The 25,553-nt window shown below is 47.7% G+C and carries 18 protein-coding genes and 1 pseudogene; 10 read left to right on the forward strand and 9 right to left on the reverse strand.

Annotated elements, in window-relative coordinates; translation table 11 throughout:
- Nucleotides 1–123 precede the first annotated feature (123 nt).
- A complete protein-coding gene (locus tag F5971_RS06305) occupies nucleotides 124–1,206 on the forward strand; it encodes an efflux RND transporter periplasmic adaptor subunit (protein WP_193494460.1) in 1,083 nt (360 codons plus the stop codon).
- Nucleotides 1,206–4,244, forward strand: a complete 3,039-nt coding sequence (locus F5971_RS06310) for an efflux RND transporter permease subunit (RefSeq protein ID WP_193494461.1) — start codon at nucleotides 1,206–1,208, stop codon at nucleotides 4,242–4,244. The genes F5971_RS06305 and F5971_RS06310 overlap by 1 nt, the downstream gene beginning before the upstream one ends.
- Nucleotides 4,245–4,339: 95 nt before the next feature.
- Here the strand turns inward: F5971_RS06310 and F5971_RS06315 are convergent, their stop codons facing one another.
- From F5971_RS06315 to F5971_RS06340, 6 genes are read right to left on the reverse strand one after another with little or no spacing between them, the layout of a single operon-like run.
- Nucleotides 4,340–6,079 carry an ABC transporter substrate-binding protein gene (locus F5971_RS06315; protein ID WP_193494462.1) on the reverse strand — a complete coding sequence of 580 codons (1,740 nt, stop codon included), beginning with the start codon at nucleotides 6,077–6,079 and terminating at the stop codon, nucleotides 4,340–4,342.
- 59 nt (nucleotides 6,080–6,138) lie between these two features.
- Complete coding sequence (locus F5971_RS06320; protein WP_036507715.1) at nucleotides 6,139–6,411, reverse strand: DUF2160 domain-containing protein; 273 nt, start codon at nucleotides 6,409–6,411, stop codon at nucleotides 6,139–6,141.
- Between the two features lie 11 nt (nucleotides 6,412–6,422).
- Nucleotides 6,423–7,217 carry a carbohydrate ABC transporter permease gene (locus tag F5971_RS06325; protein WP_036507717.1) on the reverse strand — a complete coding sequence of 265 codons (795 nt, stop codon included), beginning with the start codon at nucleotides 7,215–7,217 and terminating at the stop codon, nucleotides 6,423–6,425.
- Between the two features lie 14 nt (nucleotides 7,218–7,231).
- Complete coding sequence (locus F5971_RS06330; RefSeq protein ID WP_036507719.1) at nucleotides 7,232–8,101, reverse strand: carbohydrate ABC transporter permease; 870 nt, start codon at nucleotides 8,099–8,101, stop codon at nucleotides 7,232–7,234.
- On the reverse strand, nucleotides 8,091–9,191 hold the full coding sequence (locus F5971_RS06335) for an ABC transporter ATP-binding protein (RefSeq protein WP_036507720.1): 1,101 nt from the start codon (nucleotides 9,189–9,191) through the stop codon (nucleotides 8,091–8,093). Before F5971_RS06335 ends, F5971_RS06330 begins: the two co-directional genes overlap by 11 nt.
- 2 nt (nucleotides 9,192–9,193) lie before the next feature.
- A complete protein-coding gene (locus tag F5971_RS06340; RefSeq protein ID WP_036507723.1) occupies nucleotides 9,194–10,282 on the reverse strand; it encodes an ABC transporter ATP-binding protein in 1,089 nt (362 codons plus the stop codon).
- Between the two features lie 331 nt (nucleotides 10,283–10,613).
- On the opposite strand from F5971_RS06340, the gene F5971_RS06345 reads away from it, so the two are divergent.
- From F5971_RS06345 to F5971_RS06365, 4 genes and pseudogenes are all read left to right on the forward strand, one after another.
- Nucleotides 10,614–12,545: a sigma-54-dependent Fis family transcriptional regulator gene (locus F5971_RS06345; protein ID WP_193494463.1), complete on the forward strand. Its 1,932-nt coding sequence runs from the start codon at nucleotides 10,614–10,616 to the stop codon at nucleotides 12,543–12,545.
- Nucleotides 12,546–12,731: 186 nt separating this feature from the next.
- Nucleotides 12,732–12,902: pseudogene (gene tdh, locus F5971_RS06355) on the forward strand (L-threonine 3-dehydrogenase); the annotation flags it as partial.
- A 123-nt stretch (nucleotides 12,903–13,025) separates the two neighbouring features.
- Nucleotides 13,026–13,322, forward strand: coding sequence for a nucleotidyltransferase domain-containing protein (locus tag F5971_RS06360; protein ID WP_051514090.1), 297 nt, complete (start codon nucleotides 13,026–13,028; stop codon nucleotides 13,320–13,322).
- On the forward strand, nucleotides 13,319–13,798 hold the full coding sequence (locus tag F5971_RS06365; protein ID WP_193494464.1) for a hypothetical protein: 480 nt from the start codon (nucleotides 13,319–13,321) through the stop codon (nucleotides 13,796–13,798). Before F5971_RS06360 ends, F5971_RS06365 begins: the two co-directional genes overlap by 4 nt.
- 87 nt (nucleotides 13,799–13,885) lie before the next feature.
- Here F5971_RS06365 and glpD read toward each other — a convergent pair whose 3' ends face one another.
- Nucleotides 13,886–15,427 carry a glycerol-3-phosphate dehydrogenase gene (glpD, locus tag F5971_RS06370; RefSeq protein WP_193494465.1) on the reverse strand — a complete coding sequence of 514 codons (1,542 nt, stop codon included), beginning with the start codon at nucleotides 15,425–15,427 and terminating at the stop codon, nucleotides 13,886–13,888.
- Nucleotides 15,428–15,542: 115 nt separating this feature from the next.
- Nucleotides 15,543–16,313, reverse strand: a complete 771-nt coding sequence (locus tag F5971_RS06375; RefSeq protein WP_036507732.1) for a DeoR/GlpR family transcriptional regulator — start codon at nucleotides 16,311–16,313, stop codon at nucleotides 15,543–15,545.
- A 214-nt stretch (nucleotides 16,314–16,527) separates the two neighbouring features.
- On the opposite strand from F5971_RS06375, the gene glpK reads away from it, so the two are divergent.
- Together glpK and F5971_RS06385 are read left to right on the forward strand one after the other, a co-directional pair.
- Nucleotides 16,528–18,021: a glycerol kinase GlpK gene (glpK, locus tag F5971_RS06380; protein ID WP_193494466.1), complete on the forward strand. Its 1,494-nt coding sequence runs from the start codon at nucleotides 16,528–16,530 to the stop codon at nucleotides 18,019–18,021.
- Between the two features lie 33 nt (nucleotides 18,022–18,054).
- Complete coding sequence (locus F5971_RS06385) at nucleotides 18,055–19,026, forward strand: D-2-hydroxyacid dehydrogenase family protein (protein WP_193494467.1); 972 nt, start codon at nucleotides 18,055–18,057, stop codon at nucleotides 19,024–19,026.
- Between the two features lie 68 nt (nucleotides 19,027–19,094).
- On the opposite strand, the gene F5971_RS06390 is transcribed toward F5971_RS06385, so the two are convergent.
- A complete protein-coding gene (locus tag F5971_RS06390; protein WP_193494468.1) occupies nucleotides 19,095–21,131 on the reverse strand; it encodes an NADH:flavin oxidoreductase in 2,037 nt (678 codons plus the stop codon).
- Nucleotides 21,132–21,649: 518 nt separating this feature from the next.
- Between F5971_RS06390 and fusA the strand changes: the two genes are divergently transcribed.
- Together fusA and F5971_RS06400 are read left to right on the forward strand one after the other, a co-directional pair.
- Nucleotides 21,650–23,749: an elongation factor G gene (gene fusA, locus F5971_RS06395; protein ID WP_193494469.1), complete on the forward strand. Its 2,100-nt coding sequence runs from the start codon at nucleotides 21,650–21,652 to the stop codon at nucleotides 23,747–23,749.
- A 165-nt stretch (nucleotides 23,750–23,914) separates the two neighbouring features.
- Nucleotides 23,915–25,552 carry a methyl-accepting chemotaxis protein gene (locus F5971_RS06400; RefSeq protein ID WP_036507753.1) on the forward strand — a complete coding sequence of 546 codons (1,638 nt, stop codon included), beginning with the start codon at nucleotides 23,915–23,917 and terminating at the stop codon, nucleotides 25,550–25,552.
- The last annotated feature ends 1 nt before the right edge of the window (nucleotide 25,553 follow it).

The raw sequence follows: 25,553 nt of genomic DNA on the forward strand, positions 1-25,553 counted from the left end.
CCTGCTAGTGGTTGATAGCAATCCTTTACCCATTGTTTGACGAAACGGGTTGTTGTGTAAGTACGTTCTTGACTGGAAAAGTGACGATATCTAATAAGTTTGACCTACGCAGGAGGCATCGCAGTGGTGCAATTTAATGTTCGTAACCTGGTTCCCTTTAAGCTCCTTGTGCTCTTTGTATGCACGCTTGCTTTGGCTGCGTGTGATGCAGCTCCACCGCCATCGTCCAGCCTTTCTGAAGAGGTTGTTCGTCCAGCCCGTATTGAAAGGGTGCAAGCTGTATTAGCCACAGATCTTGTTTTCAACGGAACACTAAGGTCGGCACAGCGTGCTGAAATGGCATTCAAAGTGGCGGGCCGTATCGAGGAGATTCGAGTCAATGAGGGACAGCTGGTTCAACAGGGCGATGAGCTTGCGCGCTTGGATGATCGAGAAATCAGAGCGGCATTTAACTCAGCACAAGCTGAGTTTACATCGGCGGATAACGATTATCGTCGAGGGAAAGCTATTTTTGACAGTACCCAAGCCATTTCTCGTAGAGACTTAGAAAGGCTTGAAACACAACGAAGTCTCGCGGCCAATCGTTTGAGTACGGCTAGAATCGCGCTTGAAGAAACACTCCTTAAAGCACCATTTGATGGCGTAGTCAGTCGCAAATTGGTTGAAAATTTTTCACGAGTATCGGCGAATCAACCTGTTGTGTTGATTCAAGATCCGACTGAGCTTGAAGTCGTTATTCAAGTGCCGGATCAAGTGGTGCTACAGTCTGCTCGTCGTACGGGTGCGTATGCTGAAATTCCGGGTTTAGAACAAACCTTTCCGGTGACCTTGAAGTCCTTTTCGACCGAGTCTGATCCCGTTACTCAAACCTATCAAGTCATTTTGGCGCTCAATGAAAAAGGCGATGCCAATATTTTGCCCGGCATGTCTGCACGTGTATTTGCATCTCAGCAGGGGGATGGAGAGCATATCAGTATTCCGTTAAGTGCGGTTCTGCCGAATAATCAAGGCCAGCAGTTCGTATGGACAGTGGATCAGCAAAGTCATGCAACATTAACCCCCGTAGAGATTGGTGAGTTGGTTGGTGATCGAGTCTTTATACGATCGGGCTTGAATGCTGGCGAACAGATTATTACGGCGGGTGTAAACAGTGTCAGAGAGGGAATGAAAGTCCGGCCCATGGAGCTTATTGGAGTCATTGAGTAATGGATATTGCAGCTTACTCCGTTGCTAAGCGCACGAGTTTATGGGTCATTATTCTTCTTATCTTGCTAGGAGGCTATCTTAGCTATATTCAGTTACCGCGTTTTGAGGATCCAGAGTTTATTATCCGCAAGGCCGTTATTGTCACGCCTTATCCCGGTGCAAGTGCTCAAGAAGTGGCTAACGAGGTAACGGATCGCGTTGAAGCGGCTGTGCAGATGTTACAGGAAGTGAAGCGAGTGGAGTCTGTCTCGAAGCAGGGGTACTCCGAAGTGACAGTGGAAATTAAAATTGAATTTGCACGCACGCACGGAGAGCTGCAGCAGGTCTGGGATATTCTCAGGCGCAAAATGTCCGATGCCGAGCGCAGCTTGCCACCCGGTGCGGGGCCTATTTTAGTCAATGATGACTTTGCGGATGTATATGCTCAATTCTATGCGGTAACCGCCGAAGGCTTTACTGATCGTGAACTGTATCGATATGTTGATCGGCTCTCGAAAGAGCTGGCGCTCGTTCCCGGGGTTGCTAGAACCGCTTTATTGGCGGCTCCTCAAGAGCAGATTTTTATTGAGCTGTCTAAGGAACGGTTGGCTCATTTCGGATTGGGTGTTCAGCAAGTCTATCAAGTGTTGCAACAGCAAAACATTATCAGTGTGGCGGGAGATATATTGGCGGATGGTATTCGTGTTCCTGTTATTCCCCAACGCAGTGTGGCGGCATTTGAGGATTTGAAGCACCTGCAAATCGGTTTAGGTGCTGATAATACCGTGCTGCGTCTTTCCGATATAGCAGATATTGTCCGTGGCTATGCAGATCCTCCCAGTATGATGATGACGTTTAAGGGGCAGAGAGCCATTGGTTTAGGTATTTCCAATGTACGTGACGGTAATGTGGTTAAGATGGGACAAGCTGTTAACCAACGATTGCTGGAGCTGGAAAACCTTCGTCCGGTCGGAATGGAATTACACCCTATTTCATTGCAGTCTGAATCTGTCGATCAAGCTGTGTCTGCATTTGCGGCTAATCTATTAGCAGCCGTTGCGATTGTTTTTGTGGTGTTGCTCCTATTTATGGGGCTTCGCGTTGGCATGATTATTGGTTTTGTTCTGCTGCTCACGGTTGCTGGAACGTTGATCGTGATGCTGATCGATAACATTGCAATGCAGCGTATCTCTCTCGGTGCATTGATTATTGCTCTAGGGATGTTAGTGGATAACGCCATTGTGGTCAGTGATGGCGTAGTGGTTCGGCTGCAAAAAGGAGAGGATCGGAAGGAGGCTGTTTCCGCAGTTGTGCGCAGCACAATTTGGCCATTATTAGGTGGCACACTGGTGGGGATTTTGGCCTTCAGTGCGATAGGTCTGTCGCCTGGCGATATGGGTGAGTACGCGGGCTCTCTATTCTGGGTAATCCTCTATTCCATGTTACTGAGCTGGCTGTTCGCGGTCACTGTGACACCTATGCTGTGTTACCTTTTTCTTAAAGCGCCCACTCAAATAGAGCCTGTAAAACCGCATCTGATTACGCAGTGGTACTCGGGTCTATTACACTGGGTGCTGACACATCGGCTTATATCTGTCGCAATCGTATTGTTAATCCTGTTCTGTGCCGCCTGGGGAACACGGTTTGTACTGCCGGGTTTTATGCCTGAGTCTGAACGCCCTCAGTTTGTTGTTGATCTCTATCTGCCTCAAGGAACAGACATTCAGCGTACGGCTGATGTTTTGGCCCGTGCGGATGCGAACGTCTCATCTCAAGAGGGTGTCTTGAATACGTCGGGCTTTATTGGCGGGGGTGGTTTACGTTTCATGTTGACCTACTCACCAGAACCTAGAAACCCCGCATTTGCTCAACTTCTCGTAACGGTCGATGATCAGGCCCGCATTAGCGGTTTAGTGGAGCATCTACAAAATGAACTTTCAAGTCTGTTACCGGATACGTCCGTGAAAGTGTGGAAGTTTATGTTGGGTCGCGGCGGAGGCAAAAAGATTGAAGCGGCGTTTACAGGTCCTCATCCAGCTGAGTTAAGGCGTTTGGCTGAAGAAGCGAAGAGCCTAATGGGGTCAAACCCAAGTCTCATTGCTATTCAAGATGATTGGCGACAACAAGTTCCTGTTGCTGAACCGACTTGGAGGCAAGAACAGCTTCAGCGATTGGCCTTAACCGCTTTGGATGTGAATGCAGCGTTGGCTCAGACTTTAACAGGTCGACAAATTGGTATTTACCGTGAAGGAGAGGATTTAATTCCCTTAATTGTTCGAGCCCCTCTCGCTGAAAGAGAGCAGGTGAATGCGATCCAAAATACGGAAGTCTTTAGCTCAGTTGCTGGCAGAACCCTACCACTGAGTCAGTTACTTGAGTCTGTAGATGTTGTCTGGCAAGACGCTATTATTCGACGCATTAATCGAGAAGCGACGATTAAGGTGCAAGCAGATCCCGCTCCCGGTTTAGCAACAAGTGAAGTGTTTAATCACATTCGACCTCAGATAGAGGCCATCGAATTACCACCGGGTTATAAATTGAAGTGGTATGGTGAATACGATGCGTCACGAGAGGCCAATGAAGGGCTTGCCGTATCGGCTCCCTTTGGTTTTGCGGCCATGGTTCTGGCTGTGGTGTTTATGTTTAATGCCTTTAGAGAGCCCTTGGTGATCTGGATGACGGCACCTCTGGCAATGATAGGTGTAGTGGTGGGACTGATTGTCTTTCGCACCCCATTTGAGTTTATGGCTATTTTGGGGTTTTTAAGTTTGATCGGCATGATGGTCAAAAATGCCATCGTTTTAGTGGATGAAGCAGGGAATCGCATTCAAGAAGGGCAAGCACACTATCCGGCCGTTGTAGAGGCCTGTTTGAGTCGAGCACGACCGGTGGTGCTGGGGGCATTAACCACCATTTTAGGTGTGGCTCCGCTCTTAGTGGATCCTTTCTTTAAGAGTATGGCCGTCACTGTTATGTTTGGTCTTACCTTTGCGACAGCCTTGACGTTAGTTGTTTTACCGCTCTTTTATGTTCTGGTATTTCGGATACGTCCAACTTAAATCGCTAAGGCGTATTGCCTTGATGAATCACTGTTGGTTTAAAAAATTGGCGGCCTCGGGCAAATGAGGCTGCCAATTTTAGATTTCACTTACACTTAATTCCCCGCTTCTAACCAATTGGCCATTAACTCATCATATGGCAGAGTCCGGCCCTGTTCTTTTTCATTTTCTAAGCGTGGCTTAGGTGCGCCCGGTTGAGCAAACCAGTATTCAGGGTCTCTTGGTTCATTCAATACAGGGGCATATTGTGAAAAGACATTGGCACGTGCCAGGCGCATCATGGTGTTGTCCATCGCTGCGGCTAGATTATCCAGCGCTTGTTGAGCCGAAATTTCACCGCTTACGGCGGGTGCAAGGTTTTGCCACCAGAGTGGTGCCAAGCGTGGGTAGTCAGGGACGTTGGTGCCTGTCGGTGTCCACATGCTTTCGTTCGGGCTGCGGTAGAACTCAATTAAACCACCAAATTTGGGAGCCAACTCTGTCATGGCATCGGATTCGATGTCAGAACGGCGAATCGGTGTTAAACCGCGAATGGTTTTCTCCAAGGAAGTGGTTTTGGCTACAGTGAATTGCGCCCATAACCAAGCGGCGGTACGGCGATCTTCAGGTGTTGAGTTAAAGAAGGTCCAAGCGCCCACGTCTTGGTAACCGACTTTCATGCCTTCCTGCCAGTAAGGTCCAACAGGAGATGGCGCCATACGCCATTTTGGGTTGCCTTCATTGTCGGTCACTGGCAATGCTGGATCTGTCATATCCGCCGTAAAGGCGGTGTACCAGAAGATTTGTTGAGCGATGTTGCCTTGAGCGGGAACGGGGCCTGCCTCACCAAAGGTCATGCCTTGTGCTTCTGGTGGAGCATAGTCACGCAGCCATTCCACCATTTTACGCACGGCGTATTCAGCCGCAGGTGAGTTGGTGGCACCACCACGAGACACGCTAGAGCCCACTGGGTTTCCGGTTTCGTTGACGCGAATACCCCAGTCATCGACAGGGTTCCCAAAGGGCACACCAGGGTCACCCATACCTGCCATGGAAAGCCAGGAGTCATGGAAGCGCCAACCCAACGACGGATCACGGCGGCCATAGTCCATGTGGCCGTAGACGCGCACGCCATCGATTTCTTTTACATGGTTAGTGAAGAAATCCGCAATGTCTTCATAGGCCGACCAGTTTAAAGGCACGCCTAAATCGTAACCGTATTTTTCTTTAAATTGCTGTTGCAGGTCTTCACGTTCAAACCAGTCGGCACGGAACCAGTAGAGGTTGGCAAACTGTTGAGTGGGCAGTTGGTAGATTTTGCCGTCGGGCCCTGTTGTGTATTGAATACCGATGAAATCTTCGAGATCCAGCGTGGGCAGGGTGTAGTTTTTCCATTCGTTCTCCATCGCATCCGAAATCGCGATGGTCTTACCGTAACGAAGATGGGTACCGATGGCATCGGAGTCGTTTACAAACGCATCGTAAATGTTTCGATCCGATTGCATCTGGGTTTGCATGGTATCAACAACATCCCCCTCACTGATGATATTGTGTGTCACCTTGATACCCGTGATTTCACTAAAGGCTCTGGCCAGCACATTGGCTTCATACTCGTGAGTGGTTAAACCCTCGGCGACGGTTCTGATTTCCATACCACGGAAGGGCTCAGCGGCTTTAATAAACCATTCGAGTTCAGCCAACTGCTCTTCTCGGCTTAATGTAGAGCGTTGGAAGTTGCTATCGATCCATCGCTCGGCGGCAGCTCGATACTGATCCGCTTGGGCATGCAATTGCGCACTGGCAAATAATAAGCTGGCCGCAAGAACAGAAAGGCGCATGGTTTTATTGTTTTTCATATCCACCTCATTTTTATTAAAACGACGTCCTTTTCAATTTTGGTCCGTCCTGGTTTTCATTAACCCCAGCGCATTAGGATCGCCATCCATATGGCGGAAATGGCTGTGGCTACTAAAATTGATAAGTCGGTAAACCCAACAATGCCTAAATGAATAAAGGCACTGGTTAAGAGTCCAATAAACAGGCGGTCTCCACGTGTGGTTTTAATCGGAAGAAACCCTTTTCGCTCAATTGAGGGCGAAACGTATTGCCAAATTGACATGCTTGCCAAAATCAGCCCGATACCGATAAAAAAGCCTGCTGTGGGCGTGGTCCAAACCATCCAGCTCATGATATGTCTCCTTAGGTTCGACCGAGGGCAAAGCCCTTAGCGATATGGTTACGAACAAAGTAAATCACAAAAATACCGGGGATAATGGTCAGTACGCCGGCGGCAGCTAAGACGCCCCAGTCAATACCGGATGCGCCAACGGTACGGGTCATAATGACTTGAATAGGTTGGGCCTCTGTCGCCGTTAAGGTTCTGGCGAGGAGCAATTCAATCCACGAAAACATGAATAAAAAGAAGGCCGTCACACCGATCCCTGAACCAATCAGAGGGATAAAAATCTTGGCAAAGAAGCGTGGAAAACTGTAGCCATCGATATAAGCCGTTTCGTCAATTTCTTTCGGCACGCTGCTCATAAAGCCTTCCAAAATCCACACGGCAAGTGGAATGTTGAATAAACAGTGCGCAAGGGCTACCGCGATGTGGGTATCAAAGAGCCCGACGGATGAATACAGCTGAAAGAAAGGCAAAACAAAGACGGCCGGTGGTGCCATTTTGTTGCTGAGCAGCCAGAAGAAAAGGTGTTTGTCGCCCACAAATTTGTAGCGAGAGAACGCATAGGCTGCTGGCAAGGCAACGGTTAAGCTAATGACCATGTTGAGGGACACATAGATCATTGAGTTAATGTAGCCTTTGTACCAGCTTGGGTCTGTTAGAATTTTTTGATAATTCTCAAAGGTGAAGTTTTGCGGCCAAAAGGTGATGGCACCCAGGATCTCTTGGTTGGTTTTGAACGACATGTTCAATAACCAATAGATGGGCAGCAAAATAAAGAGAATGTACACAATTAGCGCGATACGGGATTTCATAAGGCGATCCTTTATTATTTTTCTTTTTGCATGTTCATAATGGTGGTGTAGAACACCCAGCTCACGGCTAAGATGATCAAGAAGTAAATAATCGAGAAGGCCGCTGCAGGTCCAACATCAAACTGACCGATAGCCATGGTCGTCAGGGCTTGGCTTAAAAAGGTGGTTGAACTGCCCGGACCGCCACCAGTTAAGACAAAGGGCTCGGCATAGATCATGAACGAGTCCATAAAGCGCAGTAAAATACCGATGATTAAAACATTGGTTAGCTTGGGCAATTGGATGTAGCGGAAAATAGCCCAGCGCGAGGCACGGTCAATGCGTGCCGCTTGGTAGTAAGCCTCGGGGATAGAGCGCAATCCGCTGTAACAAAGCAAGGCAATCAGAGGTGTCCAGTGCCAAACATCCATCAGAATAATGGTGGCCCAGGCATCCACAGGGTTGCGTGAGATGTTATAGGCAACGCCCATTTCGCGCAGGCTCCAGCCCATCAGGCCAATGTCACTGCGTGTGAAAATCTGCCAAATGGTACCCACCACATTCAAGGGTATGAGCAGGGGAAGTGCAATTAACACGAGACACAGGGACGCCGCCATCCCTCGCTTTGGCATGAGCAACGCGATACCGATACCCAAAGGAATTTCGATGCTGAGCGTGGTAAATGAAAACATAAACTGCTTCATTAAAGCACTTTGTAGCGCAGCATCATTCAAGATGGCTTTGAACCACTCGGTTCCGACAAAATAACGAGTATTGGTGTCGAACACATCTTGTACCGAGTAGTTAACAACGGTCATTAATGGGATGATCGCGGAAAAAGCGACCAATACGAAGACTGGCAGCACTAGGAACCAGGCTTTATTGTTTTCGATTTTATTCATCATCAGCCTCCACGAGGTATTCGTTCACGTATACCTTCAGCCACTGGTCAGGAAAGCTGATCCAGGCTTTGTGCTTAGGAATGCGTTGATCTTCATGTAAACGTGCTTTGAGCAGTTGGTTTCTGAGCTTGAAGGTCATGATGTGGTAAGTGCCTAGGTCTTCACTGTCAATCACATCCACTTCGTAGGCTTCATCGTTCTTTTTGTCCCAAACATGAACAAACTCAGGACGTATCCCCAGCTTGATCGACTCATAGGGCAAATGCTGAATCTTATCGAGAATCTTTTCGGGCACCTTCAGCTTCATGTCTTCAAACACGAAGTGCTGCTCTTCAAGTTGCACATTCATAAAGTTCATCCCTGGGCTGCCAATGAAGTAGCCAACGAAGGTGTGCTTGGGGTTTTCGAAGAGTTCGTGGGGTGAGCCAAACTGAACGATTTGGCCTTCATACATCACCGCAATTTTGTCGGCGAAGGTGGCGGCTTCCAGCTGGTCGTGGGTGACGTAAATCATGGTGATGTTAAATTGATCGTGAATTTGCTTGAGCTTGCGCCGCAGCTTCCATTTTAACTGTGGGTCAATCACCGTGAGGGGTTCGTCAAATAAAATAGCGGACACATTGTCCCGAACTAGGCCACGCCCCATGGAGACCTTCTGCTTTTCATCAGCGGTTAGGTTTTTTGCTTTTTTATGGAGTAGAGGGCTGAGTTCCAGTATGTCGGCAATTTCATGGACTTTGGATTGGATTAAGTGTGCCGGTGTTTTCATATTCCGCAGAGGGAAGGCGAGGTTATCAAACACGGTCATGGTGTCGTAAATCACCGGAAACTGAAACACCTGAGCAATGTTGCGCTCCTCAGGAGGTAAGCTATTGACCTTGACGCCATCAAACAGAATTTCGCCGTCAGAGGGTTCAAGCAAGCCTGAGATAATGTTCAGTAGGGTCGACTTACCACAGCCTGATGGTCCGAGTAGGGCGTAAGCGCCCCCTTGCTCCCAGACTTGATTCATTTGCCGTATGGCATAGTCTTGGGGGGCATTTGGCTTTCTGGAATAGGTATGCGCGAGGGCATTTAAGACGATTTCAGCCATGGTTAAACTCCTGAAATACGGGCAGGTGCATGAATCAACTGACCCTGCAAATCAAAGGCGTAGAGTTTGTGCGTCGGAAAATAGATGGTAATTTTTTCATCGACAGCATACTCATGAACCCCCGGTAAATGTAAAACCAAGGAAAGATGGTCATTGCGCACATGCAAAAAGGTCTCTGATCCACTAATTTCAGCGAGGTCAACGGTGACCGGAAGTTCTAGGTCATCGTCCGCATGCGGGACTAAGCCGATATGCGATGCGCGGACACCGAGGTTGTACATACCTGGTGTGAGATGGTTTAAATCTTTGTTCAGTTGGAAATGCACCGTCTCATCAAAGGTCACTTCACTCTCGGTGACTTTACTTTTCACGATATTCATCGGTGGCTCAGAAAACATCACCGCGGTTTCGATGGACGTTGGACGATGATAGACCTCGGCTGTTTTGCCATGCTGCAAGAGCCGTCCTTCATGAAGCACTGCGGTATTTCCACTTAATGCGAGGGCTTCATTCGGCTCAGTGGTCGCGTAGACAGCAATACAGTTGCGTTGTCTAAAGAGGCTGCGCAACTCTTCACGGAGTTCTTCACGCAATTTATAGTCGAGGTTGACTAGGGGCTCATCAAACAAAATCAACTCGGCATCCTTCACCAAGGCCCTTGCCATGGCCGTACGCTGCTGCTGTCCACCTGACAGCTCAAGGGGTAGCCTATTTAAAAAGGGCTCGATGCGCAGCATTTTGGCTGTTTCATATACGCGCTCTTTAATCTCTTTCTCAGACATTCTGGCGAGACGCAAAGGGGAGGCGATGTTTTCAAATACGCTTAAATTGGGGTAGTTAATAAACTGTTGGTAAACCATCGATAGGTTGCGTTCCCTAACAGGCTTGCCCGTCACATCCGCACCGTTCATGATGATGCGACCTTCAGAGGGCTTATCGAGACCCGCCATTAAGCGCATTAAGGTGGTTTTACCAGCCAGCGTTCGGCCAAGCAGCACGTTGAAGGAGCCTGGTTCTAATGTCATGTTGATATTAGAAACCCAAGTCTGTCCCTCAACGATTTTCGTTACATTTTCTAACACTAAGGACATGTTTACACCCATAGTTATTGTTATGTTTATGACGACTGGGTAAGAATCTCTATATAGAAAGCAAGGGGCGTGCCATAAAAAGAAAATCCGATCTTTAATATTTAACTTCATGATTTATTTTGTTTTTTAATGGAGTGGTCTAATAAAATGAAAATCCATAGCCGTTCGGAACTGTTAAATTTCTGCTCACAGGTGATCAATTCTGTTCATTTGTGTTAACAGTGAACACAATTGATCAAAGTGGCTTTACATTTTGTTCGTTTGCTTTCAAACTAGGGAAATCCTTTAGGGGATCGCGTGATCCTAATTCATAATAAAAAGAACAGCGTTTATGCACCCAGTATCTGAAACAGATGAGTCCTCCTTGTCTCATAAAGAGGTGATTGAAGCTTCTTGGTATCGCTGCGAGTCTTATGGCTTGTCTCATGGAAGTGATCCTGATTTTGGGGAACGCCAAGCCGGAGAGGTGTCAGCGTTACTGGATCAACATCACAATTTGGTTAAGACAACCGAGAGTGAAGTCTTACCCTATTATGAAAATATTCTGACGAACTCCTCTTGTATTATTGTCTTGGCCGATAGCCGAGGGCAGGTGCTCAATACTTGGGGAGCCTCACGTTTTTTGCCTCGGATGCAGCATGGCTTGTTACCCGGTCATTTGTGGAAAGAAGAGGGCGTGGGGACCAATGCCATCGGAACGGCATTAGCGACGGGGCAAGCGGTGCAAGTCAATCGTGATGAGCATTTTCTACGCGCAAACCGCTTTATGGCAGGATCGGCTTCGCCCATCTTCGACACACAAAAGTCATTAGTGGGGGTGCTTGATATCTCCACGGATGCCTATTTACCTCAAGATCATACCTTGGGGTTGGTCAAACTCATGTCGCTCTGTGTTGAAAATCAACTGATACTGAGTGCGTTTCAAGACAACTATCATATCTTAACCATCAGTACTCACACGCGCAGCTTGGACAGCCATTGGGCAGCCTTGGTCGTGATCGATTCGGAAGGCGTGATTATTTCGTCCAATCGACGTGCGTCGATTATGTTATCGGACCATTTGGCGTTGATGAACGTTGAAGAATTGTTTGGTTGTCGTGTTCGGGACCTCATCAATCAGCCGGCCACCGTTCCTTTATCCTTGATGGTTCAAGGGCGCTTTCGAGTGTGGGTTCGTGTGCAACCCCCCGCTAAGCCTTCATTAGCCTTGGTGCTTCCGGATTATCGAACGCATGCCAACTATGAACAACCAAAAGCGCAACTTCAACCGAAAGCACAGCCCACACCCGCCCAAACCAACTCGCTGCCAGACGATGTCATCCCCTTTGCTGAGTTGGAGCAGGGCGACGACACTCTGCGTAAAATGTTGCACCAAGCCAAAAAAATTATTGAGAAAGACATTCCGATTTTAATCTCCGGCGAAACGGGGGCGGGTAAAGAGGTGCTTGTTCGATCACTGCATTACCACAGTTCGCGGGCCAATGCCTATTTTGTGGCGGTGAATTGTGCCTCAATTCCAACGGAGTTGGTTGAATCTGAACTCTTTGGGTATGAAAAAGGTGCTTTTACTGGTGCCAGCAGTCGTGGCTACCAAGGGCTGATCCGCCGTGCGCATAAAGGCACCTTATTTTTAGATGAAATTGGCGAAATGCCGATCCATGTTCAAGCACGATTATTGCGTGTGTTGCAGGATCGAATTGTTACCCCACTGGGTTCGACTGAGTCGTATCCGGTTGATATTCGTTTGGTGTCGGCGACGAACCGAGATTTAAAGCACGAAATCGCGGCGGGCCGTTTCCGTCAGGATCTCTATTACCGTATCGCTGGACTCAATCTTGAAATTTTGCCCTTGCGTCAACGGCAAGATAAAGCAGCCTTGATTCAATATATCTTTAAGCGTATTTGCCGAGAATACGAGTCGGCGGGCATGAGCCTAGAGGTGCGGAGGCTGTTAGAGTCTCACCCTTGGCCTGGCAATGTTCGGCAGCTGGTCAATGTCTTGAAGGTCGCTTTAGCCATGGCCGATGGTGAGTTGCTAGAACTCGAACATTTACCGCTCGATATTCTAGAGGAGATTCGCCTTTCTCCCAACTCAGAAATGGACGAGGACAATACCGGTGGCGACTCGGAGGATATGGATACGTCTTGCAATTTAGCCGAGCAGATTCCTCAGCTCTATGCGCGTTTTGGTGGAAATATCTCCAAAACCGCTCGTGCAGCGGGTGTGAGTCGCAATACGGTGTATAAGTATTTGAATCTTTAAGGCTAAGGTGGATTTACGCGTCTTGAACGCTAGACACTTTGGCGTGCAGAGGGTTAATCTTATGGCGTGACTCATTCTAATAATAAAGGAGATAGGAATGTCCAACGCCTGTTGTAGGACACAACGATCTGTTGATCCGCATTCGAAAAACCGCCATCTGTGGCACAGATGTTCATATTTATAATTGGGATGAATGGTCGCGAAATGTTCGAGACTTGGTACAAAATGGCGGCCTTGATTCAGTCAGGACTGGATCTCACGCCGATGATCACCCACCATTTTCCGGTAGACGAGTTCCAAAAGGGCTTCGATGTGATGCGCTCAGGGCTGTCGGGTAAGGTGATTCTGGAGTGGTGATTGATGAGGCTATGTTGCAGTATTGACTTTGTTGGAGTGTTTATCGTGTAAGTGTAAGCTGATGGCTTCATACTTGTAGCTGAGCTTTTTAAAGCCTAATATCTTTAGATAAAAGGAGGGGCTGTGAGCAATAACGTCAGGCTAAGCCAAGAAGAACAAGATGCAATTCTATCCATTCTGCATGAAGCTGACCCAGAGGGTGAAATTTATGTTTTTGGCTCACGTGCGGATTTAAATAAGCGTGGTGGAGATATCGATGTTTTTTTCCAGACGAACAAAAAATTGACACTAAAGCATCGGTTGATATTGGAATACCGGATGGGCTCAAAGTGTAATACAAAGGTCGATTTATTGGTTAAGAACATTGATGAGCCCGATCAGCCTATTCATGATATCGCTAGACAAGGTGTCCATTTATGAATTCGAATGCTGTTAAGTTGCTTCGTTCTAACCTGTTGGCCTGTGAGCAGCGTATTCTAAAGCTTCAGTATTCTCTCGACAAAGTCGCTGCTTTATTTCCGCTTACACATAGCACCGCTTCGTTATTAAATGATGAGCAAGAAGAATCGATAGATGCTTTAATTTTACGTTACTCTCAGTCTGTTGCCATGATTCAAGATCATATCTTTCGTGGTATTGCTTTAGTAGAGCAGGAGGATATTTCAGATAAATCCAATCGTGATAGAGCACTTTTGATGGAAAAGCTGGGTGCTATCAATTCAGCAGAGCTGTTCGGAACAGCTACACTGCTTAGAAATAAGTTTGCCCACCACTACCCGGACGAAACCGCAGATAGACTTGAGCGGCTTAATTTGGTTATAGATGAATCTGACTATGTGATTTCTACGTTTAAGCAAATTAAAGAGTATTTGCATAAAAAACAGCTCGTTGATTAAAGGTATCCTGGGCAAGGTCACCACCACGCAACTAAATAAATTATCAGTACCGACATCTACAAACTACCGAGCCTCTATTGGCGCTGCTTAAGCACTAACTGTTATTTGAGAACCAGATTCTTCACTCTGCCCAACGCCCAAATAGGTTTGAATCATTCCAGATATCTCATTTTGAATATCTGGAGCCATGCCGATGCCTGTTTTAGTCCGTCTCCAGATCACGTCTTCCAGGCTCCTCGCCCATTCGTGTTCAATCAAGTAGCGAACTTCTTTTTCAAATAGAGGGCCAAAACGGCGCCCTAAATCCGATAGCTGCTGTGCATTCGCTAACCAATTTTTGGCAAGGCTTCCGTAGGTGGATGCCAATCGGCGTGCAGTTGTTGTGTCCAAAAATGGGTAAGCTCGTTTGAGCTCAATGGCATAGGCTTCAGGTGAGGTCACACCTTCAGCGCCTGGCAGACGGGCGTGGTGAGTCCAGCTGGGTGTTGCCTCTGGAAAATACGCCTGTAAGGCATTCACGGCGGCCTCGGCCAGTTTGCGATAGGTGGTGAGTTTGCCACCAAATACCGACAACAAGGGAGCCTGTCCTTGGCGATCTTCAACTTCAAAGTGATAGTCGCGTGTGACTTTAGCGGCAGCCTTTCCTTCCTCGCGCTCACCCTGCATTAAAGGACGCACGCCGGAGTAAGTCCAGACGATGTCATTTCGGGTCAGTGGATAGGTGAAATAGTCACGTGTGATCCGAATAAGGTAATCGATTTCATCGTCATCTATCTCAGAATGACGCGGGTCGCCAACATAATCAACGTCCGTTGTGCCAATGAGCGAGTAATCGTCCAGATAGGGGATAACGAAGACAATGCGGCCGTCTTGGTTCTGTAGAATATAGGCCTCTTCTTCAGCATGAATTTTGGGCACGATAATATGGCTGCCTTTGACCAGACGTATCCCTTTTCCAGGTTGTGTGTTTTCAACCTTGCTAAGTACTTGGCTGACCCAAGGGCCTGCGGCATTGACCAGTGCTTTTGCACGGAGGGTGTCACGTAATCCTTGCTGGTTTTCAAACTCGACTACCCATACATCTCCTTCTCTAACAGCACTGGTTACTCTTTGACGAGTGACAATTTGAGCACCTTTTTGCTCAGCAAGCTTCGCGTTCATGATGACTAAGCGCGCATCATCCACTCGACAGTCGCTATACTCAAATCCACGTGTGTACGTTGGGTGCAAAGGACCTTTCTCTGGGTCAAAGCGAATACCCTTTGACGCTTGCAAAGACACGCGTTTACTCAAGTGATCATACAGGAACAAGCCTGTTCGAATCATCCAGCCTGGGCGCAGCCCTGAGTGATGGGGGAGTTTAAAGCGTAACGGCGTAACCAAGTGAGGTGCCATGTTCAGTAGCACTTCACGTTCGGCAAGGGCTTCTTTAACTAAACGAAATTCATAATGTTCAAGATAGCGTAAACCGCCATGTATCAGTTTTGAACTCCAAGACGAAGTGGCGCTAGCAAGGTCTGATGCTTCGATGAGGGTAACGGATAAACCTCGGCCTGCTGCATCTGCCGCAATACCGACACCATTTATACCACCGCCAATCACAACAAGATCTTGAATAGGGTTGCCCATGCTTGCCTCTACACTTAAGGTTCAAAAAACGAAAACATCCTTCGATGCTTTCGATATTGGATAAATATAGAAGTAGATGTTGGCTTTTACAAGTATTTTTGTTCTCAAATGTTCGTTATTTTTCTTTTTTAGCGATGTAAAGTTGCACCTGAGCTTTGTCCATAAGGTTTCTGACTTTCTCTGGTGGCTTTTGATCTGTAAATAAAGCCGTGCATTGTGTGAGATTGCCCAAACGAACCATCGCATTGCGGCCAAACTTTGAGTGGTCAGCCGCCAGATACACAAAACGAGAATTGCTTATGATGGCTTGAGCAATACGCACTTCCTGATAATCAAAGTCGAGTAAGCTGCCCTCATCATCAATACCACTGATACCTATGATGCCGTAGTCTAATTTGAACTGATGAATAAAGTCGCGAGTGGCCTCGCCAACAATGCCGCCATCACGACTGCGGACTTCACCCCCAGCAATGATCACCGTGAAGTCAGGTTTGACGCTGAGTATTGAAGCAACGTTGAGATTGTTCGTGACGACTTTTAAGCCTGTCTTACTCAATAGGGCTTGGGCGATGGCCTCGTTGGTGGTGCCTATGTTGATAAACAATGACGCATGGTCGGGGATATGATCGGCGAGTAGTTGCGAAATTTTTTGCTTCTCTTCAGAGAGCTGCGATTTACGCGTATGGTATTCCGTATTCTCTGTGCTCGAAATAGGCCCCGCTCCACCATGATGACGCTCTATATCGCCACGCTTGGCCATCTGATTCAAATCACGTCGGATGGTTTGAGGGGTGACGTCTAATGCAGCAACGAGTTCATCAATGGTTTGATAGCCTTTTTGTTTGATGCGTTCAAGAATACTCGCTTGTCGTAAGGTTTGGTTCATAACATCATCACTGGTCGATTAGGCGATTAAATATCCTGAATAGTACCATATTCATCTTGAAAGAATGAGGCTGGATGCGGTGTTGCTCGGGTGCCTATTCGACATGTTTTCGATTAAATTTGTTCACTTGAAAAAAGTGAGCAAACAAGCTATAAGTTCAAATTAGATTAAAATTCTCATATTCGAACAATCAAGAAAAAATAAGAAAATAAATATGACTGATTACATCCTCGCCATCGATCAAGGTACGACGTCTAGCCGTGCAATCCTCTACACCAAAGCCATGGAGGTTGTTGCAACCGCACAAGAAGAGTTTCAACAGCACTTTCCACGCAACGGCTGGGTTGAGCATGACCCTGAAGATCTATGGCAAACGGTGTTAAGTACCTGTCGCGCTGTTCTGGCAAAATCCAACGTGCCTGCAAGCGCCATTTTGACCATAGGTATTACGAATCAGCGTGAAACCAGTGTGATTTGGGATAAAAAGACCGGAGAGCCTGTCTATAATGCGATTGTTTGGCAAGACCGTCGCTCCTCCCAGCTCTGCCAAACCTTAAAAGCAGAAGGGTTGGAGCAAAGGTTTCAAGCGAAAACAGGGTTGCTGCTCGATCCTTATTTCTCGGGCACCAAAATCAATTGGGTGCTCAATACTGTCAAAAATGCCAGAGAGCGGGCTGAAGCGGGTGACTTGTGTTTTGGTACGGTCGACAGCTTTTTGCTTTGGCGTTTCTCCAAAGGGCGCATGCATGCCACTGATGCAACCAATGCATCACGCACCCTAGTGTTCAATATTCATACACAGACTTGGGATAAAGAACTTCTCGACCTGCTTCAAATTCCCGTTGCCATGATGCCACGTGTCTTAAACAGCGCGGATAATTTTGGTGTGGCGGATGCACAATGGTTAGGTGCCGAGATTCCAATCTCCAGTATGATTGGCGATCAGCAAAGCGCCTTGGTAGGGCAGGCGTGTTTGGAGCCCGGTATGTTGAAAAGCACTTATGGCACAGGATGCTTTGCGATTGTGAATACGGGCAATAAGGCCATTACCAGTCAGCACCGTTTATTGACCACAGTGGCGTATCGGGTTGCGAACCAAACCACCTACGCGATTGAAGGCAGTATTTTTATGGCGGGAGCCATTATTCAGTGGTTACGGGATGGCGTGGGCATTCTCAAATCGTCCGCTGATTCTGAGGTGATGTCACGCAGTATTCGTCACGACCAATCTGAAATTATGGTCCCTGCATTTACGGGCTTGGGCGCGCCCTACTGGGATCCCGATGCCCGAGCCGCCATTTTTGGTATGACGCGGGACACAGGGGCCGCGCAATTGGTGGCCGCTGCCATTCGCAGCGTTGCCTTCCAAACGGAAGATCTTTTGCGGGCCATGGCGCAGGATGGAATCGATATTACGTCTTTGCGTGTAGATGGTGGTATGGTTGAGAATCGTTGGTTCTTGCAGGTGTTGGCGGACCTGACTGGAATTCCGGTCGTTAAAAGTCATACCGCAGAGACAACCGCAAAAGGTGCGGCGTTATTGGCGGCGTACCAAATGGGATTGTTTAGCAGCCTTGAAGAGATGTCGCAAACTTGGAAGGTGGCGGAAAACTATCAGCCCTCGCTCATTGAAGATGTTCGTGCTGGCTACTATGATCGATGGTTGGATGCCGTTTCTAGGGTTAAAGCAACACCAGAAGCGTTGTGACTGCTAATTAAGGTTCGAGCAAGCAGGTGTGATATGAAGATAGCGGTGCTGGATGATTACCAAAATGTTGTGAAATCATTGGACTGTTTTAAATTGCTTGAAGGACACGAGGTGCAGGTCTTCAATGAGACCTATACCGATGTTGATAGCTTGGCTGAACAGTTAGTGGATTTCGAAGCCTTGGTACTTATTAGAGAGCGTACTGTCATTTGCCAAGCGTTACTGGCGAAGCTGCCCAAACTAAAACTGATTAGCCAGACGGGTAAAGTCAGTAATCACATCGACCCTAAGCTCTGTCATGACTATGGGGTGGCCGTTGCAGAGGGCATCGGCTCGCCCATCGCGCCTGCGGAGTTGACCTGGGCACTGATAATGTCCGCTTCTCGACATTTGCCTGCCTATGCCTCAAACCTATCCCAGGGTGTTTGGCAACAATCAGGTTCCTTGGGGTTAGGACGTGTGTTGCAGGGCTTAACGCTTGGGATTTGGGGGTATGGGAAAATTGGTCAGCGCATTGCGCGGTATGCTGAAGCGTTTGGCATGCGAGTATTGGTCTGGGGGCGTGAGCCTTCGCTGCAATTGGCGCAAGAGCAAGGTTTTGAGGCGGCTGCATCGAAAGACGATTTCTTTAAAACCGCCGATATTGTAAGCCTGCATTTACGTTTGAATCCGGCGACAATGGCTTGCGTGACAGAGCAGGATTTAGCACTGATGAAAGCCGATTCCTTATTGGTGAATACCAGCCGTGCTGAATTGATCGAAGACGGTGCACTTTATCGTCAGCTTAAGGCTCACCCAACCAAGCGTGCCGCAGTGGATGTGTTCAGCCACGAACCTGCCACGCTGGATAATGAACCTTTATTGGCGTTACCCAATGCTCTCTGCTCGCCTCACTTGGGCTACGTTGAGCGTAACAGCTACGAGCTTTACTTCCGCATTGCATTTGAGAATGTTCTGGCGTTTGCGCAAGGGCAGCCGCAGAATTTGGTGCATGTGGATATATAAGATCTGAACCCATATGCTCTGAACCCTGCCCAGTGAGTGCTTTTAATTGACTCACTGGGCATATCTACTCAAATATCCTTCACTAAACGCAACGCATCGTAAATTGCGGCATGGGTGTTGCGTGTCGCGACGGCATCGCCAATTCTAAAGAGCTGAAATTGCCCCTCAGAATTGCGCACGACGGTTTGAGGCTGCCCAGCCAACAGCTGTTCATGAGCAGTTTCTCCATGGTTAGATGACAAGGGTTTTAACTCAAAATACAGCTCATCCAACGGAATAATGCCATGATTGATCACCACTTGATCGAACTCACGGGTTTGCTCGACGCCGCCATAGTCACTGCCGATGTAGGCTTTTAAACCTGATGGCACTTTCTCAAGTGCGTGTAAACGGAAGGTTACCGTAAAGCGTGTGTTCAAGGCTTGTAAGCTGCGCATATAGGGAACGAGGTTCATGGCCATGACTTCAGGTGCAAAGGCGCGATCAGGTGTCATGATTTCTACGGCAGCACCACTTTTAGCGAGAATTTCAGCCGCCTGAAGGCCTGCGTGATCACCTGCATCATCAAACACCAATACATTTTTACCAGGCTTAACATCACCCGAAATAATGTCCCAAGACGAGACAACCCACTCGTTGCCCTTCGCTAACACATCGGTATGCGGTAAGCCCCCCGTGGCAATAATGACCACGTCAGGGTGTTCGGCTTGCACCTGGTCAGACTCGGCCCAGGTGTTGAACTCAAAACGCACCCCTAAGCGCTCACATTGGGCCATCCGCCAATCGATGATTGAAATCATTTCTTTGCGACGCTCGCTTTGTGCCGTTAAGCGAATTTGCCCACCCGGTTGGCTGGCCGCTTCAAAGACTACCACTTCATGCCCGCGCTCACCCGCTACTCGAGCGGCCTCTAAACCGCCGGGTCCTGCGCCGACGATCACCACTTTTTTACGAGTGGGGGCTTTCTCAATTTCGTGCGGCATGCTTTCTTCACGACCCGTGGCGGCATTGTGAATGCAATAGGCTGATCCGCCTTGGTAAATACGGTCTAAACAATAGTTCGCACCGACACAGGGGCGTATTTCATCCTCACGTTTTTCGATGATTTTTTTGATGATGTGTGGGTCGGTCATGTGAGCTCGGGTCATACCGATCAAGTCCACTTTTCCTGAGGCAATGGCGTGGCGTGCGGTCGCGACATCGGGAATTTTGGCCGCATGGAAAACCGGGAAATTGGTTGCGGCACGGATGTCACCGGCAAAGTCCAAGTGCGGATTGTTGGTCATGCCTTGTATCGGAATCACATCGGTTAGCCCTGCATCTGTATCAATATGCCCTCTCACCACATTTAAAAAATCAACCATACCGCTGTCTTTAAGTCGATGAGAAATGGTCATGCCATCGGCTGCACTTAAGCCCTGCTCAAGCATTTCATCCCCTGTGTAACGAACACCCACGATAAAGTCAGTTCCGACGCGTTTACGAATCTCGGTTAAGACATCAAACGTAAACTTCAAACGGTTATCTAACGAGCCGCCGTAAGGGCCTTCAAGCTCATTGGTTAAGGGCGACCAAAACTGATCCATCAAGTGACCATAGGCTTGTAACTCAATTCCATCCATTCCACCGGCTTTCATACGCTCGGCAGCATCGGCGTAATCCTTAATAATGCGTTCAATATCCCAGTCTTCCATTTTTTTGGGGAAGGCTCTGTGTGCGGCTTCGCGATGGTGAGAGGGGGAAACAACCGGAAGCCAATGGCCTTTATCCCAGCGCGTGCGACGTCCTAAATGGGTGAGCTGAATCATAATGGCCGCGCCTTGCTCGTGTACGGCATCGGTCAGATCCTTCATCCAAGGCACCACTTCATCCTTGTACACCAGCAGGTTGTTAAAAACAGGTGGACTGTCTTTCGACACCGCCGCCGACCCTGCCGTCATGGTCATCGCTACGCCGCCTTTGGCTCGCTCAACATGGTAGGCACGATAACGTCCTTTGGGCATACCATCTTCAGGATAAGCGGGCTCGTGGGAGGTCATGATAATGCGGTTGCGTAAAGTGAGGTGTTTCAGTTGATACGGCTGTAATAAGGGATCATTTGACATGGTTGTGCTCCCGCATGGTGTGTTTGGGTGGCGTCTTTTTGATCAAATTTAGGCTTTATGTACATATGTGTCAATTATGTGTTCATTGTTGTTTTGAGAGGGTGTCGCTTTTGGAATGCTGTGTCGTTATTGCGCTGCCTGTATTGGCAGTGTATGTGAACACCTATGCACAGGATGCTCATCAACGAGGGAGAAGAGGATTCCGTTCGATGATCAACAAGCCTTTGCTGCAGAGGATCGGGTAGCCGCAGTTGAGTGGAGAGATTTGGGGCGGAAAACAATTCGATTTACAGAAAGAGAATGCATGGCAAGGCCCCATTTTGCTGTATACTTAGCAGAAATTGGCTTCAAGTAGGATTCGTTCTTTGAACAGACTGTTCAAGGATGCGTTCGTGAGTCTGAAATTTTGATTTACGGCCACTTGAATATATAATACAGGCCTTTTACTTCTTCTGGTGCGTTATGTATTTGAATAATTCTGTCGCACTATATTAAAACCCTAGCTTATTGAGATGACTATGTCAGCAGATTTATCCTTATACAGAAACATTGGTATCTTCGCCCACGTTGATGCTGGCAAGACTACGACGACTGAACGTATCCTAAAACTGACCGGTAAAATTCATAAGTTAGGTGAAGTTCACGAAGGTGAATCGACTACCGACTTCATGGAACAGGAAGCCGAGCGCGGTATTACTATCCAGTCAGCAGCCGTAAGCTGTTTCTGGAAAGGCCATCGTTTCAATGTAATCGATACCCCGGGGCACGTTGACTTCACCGTAGAAGTGTACCGTTCATTAAAAGTATTGGATGGCGGTATTGGTGTATTCTGTGGTTCTGGTGGTGTTGAGCCTCAGTCAGAAACCAACTGGCGTTATGCAAACGATGCACGTGTATCGCGTCTGATCTTCGTCAACAAGCTTGACCGTATCGGTGCCGATTTCCTACGTGTAACTGAGCAAGTTAAAAAAGTATTGGGTGCAAACCCATTGATCATGGTTCTTCCAATCGGCCGTGAAGACACCTTTACGGGTGTTGTTGATCTGCTAACCCAAAAAGCTTATATCTGGGACGAAACGGGTTTACCTGAAAACTTCACTGTGACCGACGTACCTGCTGATATGCTGGATGATGTTGAAATGTACCGCACTCAGTTGATCGAAACTGCACTTGAGCAAGATGACGATCTTCTAATGGCGTACATGGAAGGTGAAGAGCCATCTATCGAAGACATCAAGCGTTGTATCCGTAAGGGTTGCCGTGATCTAGCATTCTTCCCAACTTTCTGCGGTTCTGCGTTCAAGAACAAAGGTATGCAGTTAGTATTGGACGGTGTTGTTGAGTACCTCCCATCTCCAACAGAAGTTAATCCACAGCCTTTGACTGACGAAGAAGGTAACGAAACTGGCGAATTCGCTATCGTTTCGGCTGATGAGCCTTTCCGTGCGTTAGCGTTCAAAATCATGGATGACCGCTTCGGTGCTCTGACGTTTATCCGTATTTACTCAGGTGTATTGAACAAAGGTGACACCATCCTGAACTCTTACACAGGTAAAACTGAGCGTATCGGCCGTATGGTTGAGATGTACGCAAACGACCGTATCGATCTGACGTCTGCTCAGGCGGGTGACATTATCGCTCTGGTTGGATTGAAGAACAACACTCAAACAGGCCACACGCTGTGTGATCCTAAGAACCCATGTACACTTGAGCCAATGGTGTTCCCAGAGCCAGTAATCTCTATCTCTGTTGCTCCAAAAGATAAAGGTTCTATGGAGAAAATGGGCGTTGCAATCGGTAAAATGGTTGCAGAAGATCCAACTTTCCGTGTTGAGACAGATCCAGATTCTGGTGAAACCATCCTGAAAGGTATGGGTGAGTTGCACTTGGATATTAAAGTTGACATCCTGAAGCGTACTTACGGTGTAGAACTGGTTGTGGGTCAACCACAGGTTGCGTACCGTGAAACCATCACACGCGCCGTTGAAGACAGCTATACCCACAAGAAGCAATCCGGTGGTTCAGGTCAGTACGGTAAGATCGATTACCGCATTCGTCCAGGCGAGCAAAACTCTGGCTTCAAGTTCTCATCAACTGTTGTGGGTGGTAACGTACCTAAAGAGTACATCCCAGCACTTGAAAAGAGCTTTGCTGGCATGATGGCAACAGGTCCTTTGGCTGGCTTCCCTGTATTGGACGTTGAGATTGAAGTATTCGACGGTGCCTACCACGCGGTTGACTCCTCTGCGATTGCGTTTGAGATTGCAGCGAAAGGTGCTTTCCGTCAGACCATGCCAAAAGCCGGTCCACAACTGCTTGAGCCAATCATGAAAGTTGACGTATTCACCCCTGAAGATCACGTGGGTGATGTTATCGGTGACTTAAACCGTCGTCGCGGCATGATTCAAGGCCAGGAAGCCGGTGTGACAGGTGTTCGTATTAAAGCAGATGTACCGCTGTCTGAAATGTTTGGTTATATCAGCTCTTTGCGTACCATGACGTCAGGTCGTGGTCAGTTTTCCATGGAGTTCTCTCATTACGCGCCTTGCCCAGCTAACGTTGCTGAAGCAGTTGTTGCGAAAGAGAAAGAAAAGAAAGCAGCGGCTGCTAAAAACTAAGTTGTTAACCTGCTTTTAAAAAGCCCCGTCAGTTTACGCTGACGGGGCTTTTTTGTTTGAATTTTTTATTAAGTCATCCATCTCAGATTCAATCCCTCTCTCGTTGAAACAATTCTGTCATACCACTTGGGTATAAAGAGGCCTGTTTATTAAGAGAGATTGAGTATGTTGTCCAGCCTCAGTATAGCTAAGAAATTATCCATCCTAGTTGTCTTCCCCATCATGATTCTGTTGGGACTTTTGAGTATTAACTATTGGGTATCTGTTCAAAAAGATCAATTATTTCATCGACTTTACAATGATCACTTGGCCGTATTGTCGGATGTGCTTCGAGTGCAAAGTATTTTAATGAATGAAGGGTTGAGTTATTTAAATCAATATCGAACTGGATGGATGGGGGCTGAACAGGCGAAAACAACAGTGACTGAGTTAATGGAAAATGCGCAGTCACATTGGCATAAATTCCAGCAGATTCGACCTGATGAGGGTGACAGTGAGCCCGATTCGTTGGTTGCTGAACTGGATGATTTGTTTGAAAAGTCTGTTCGGCAGTATCAAGAGTGGATTGAATATGCAGGCAGTGATGCTCTAACGATACGCATTCTGAACGAGTCGACCGTAAATGCTGAAAAAGCACGCAATATAGGCTTATTTAACGAACGCGTTGATCTATATATTCAAGCGCAAATACAAGCCGCTGGCGATGTTCGAGTGGAAGCTGAAACGCTAACAGACCAATTGGTATGGGGGTATATTTTAGGGGCTCTTTTGGTCAGCTTAATCTTGGGAGGCATTGGTGTGATCATTCAACAATCGATTGCAGACCCGATCCGACGGCTACGAGATGTGTTGGTCAATATCGAAACCCAATCGGATTTGTCTTTGCAAGCGGATGAAAAGGGTCGGGATGAAGTCGCTGCGGCGGCGAATGCTTTGAATAAGATGCTCAAGCATTTTCGTGAACTGATACAAGAAATTGTTCAGGATACGCAGGCTCTGGAAAAACAAGCCAATGCGGCTCAGCAGGTGAGCAATCAAGTGGCAGAGGGTGTTGACAGTCAAAGTCAGCAAGCCAGTGCCTTAGCATCAGCCATTGAGCAAATGGCCGGTGCGATAGAACAGGTGAATACCAATACCCGTCGTGCAGTGGATGTCGCTGTCAACGCGCAAGAGATCAGCGGACAAGGCAATCGTATTTCGAAGTCCAGCATGAGTAAGGTGATTGAGTTAGAACAGCATCTACAACAGACACAATTGGTTATCAAACTGCTGAACGAAGGCTCCAAAGAAATTGCAGACGTTCTGACAGTGATAAAGAACATCTCGGAACAAACCAACCTGTTGGCGCTAAATGCTGCAATAGAAGCCGCTCGCGCGGGTGAAGCTGGAAGAGGGTTTTCGGTTGTTGCCGATGAAGTAAGAACTCTATCATTAAACACGCAGCGAGCAACGGAGTCGATCAACCAAATCATTGAGAAGTTGCAAGCACAGTCATTAAAAGCAACCGAAGTCATGAATATCGCTTGTCAGCAAGCCGTTCACAGTGTGGATGACGCTCGCAAAGCGGATGAGCTGTTCAGTGATATCAGTTCAGCGGTGACAGAAATTGTCTCTTTAAATCACAATATTGCACTGGCTACACAAGAGCAAACCGGTGTCACGGATCACTTAGGCCGGTCCATGCATTTACTCAATCAGGATATTGAACAAATTAGCCGCACCGCAAATCTCTCAGAAGGTGCCAGTGAAAGCTTGAATCGTCTAGCGGTAAAACTATCCCAAGGCTGTGCAAGGTTTCAGTAGA

The organism is Nitrincola alkalisediminis (assembly GCF_009821115.1).
In the GTDB taxonomy this organism is placed as follows: Bacteria; Pseudomonadota; Gammaproteobacteria; order Pseudomonadales; family Balneatricaceae; genus Nitrincola; species Nitrincola alkalisediminis.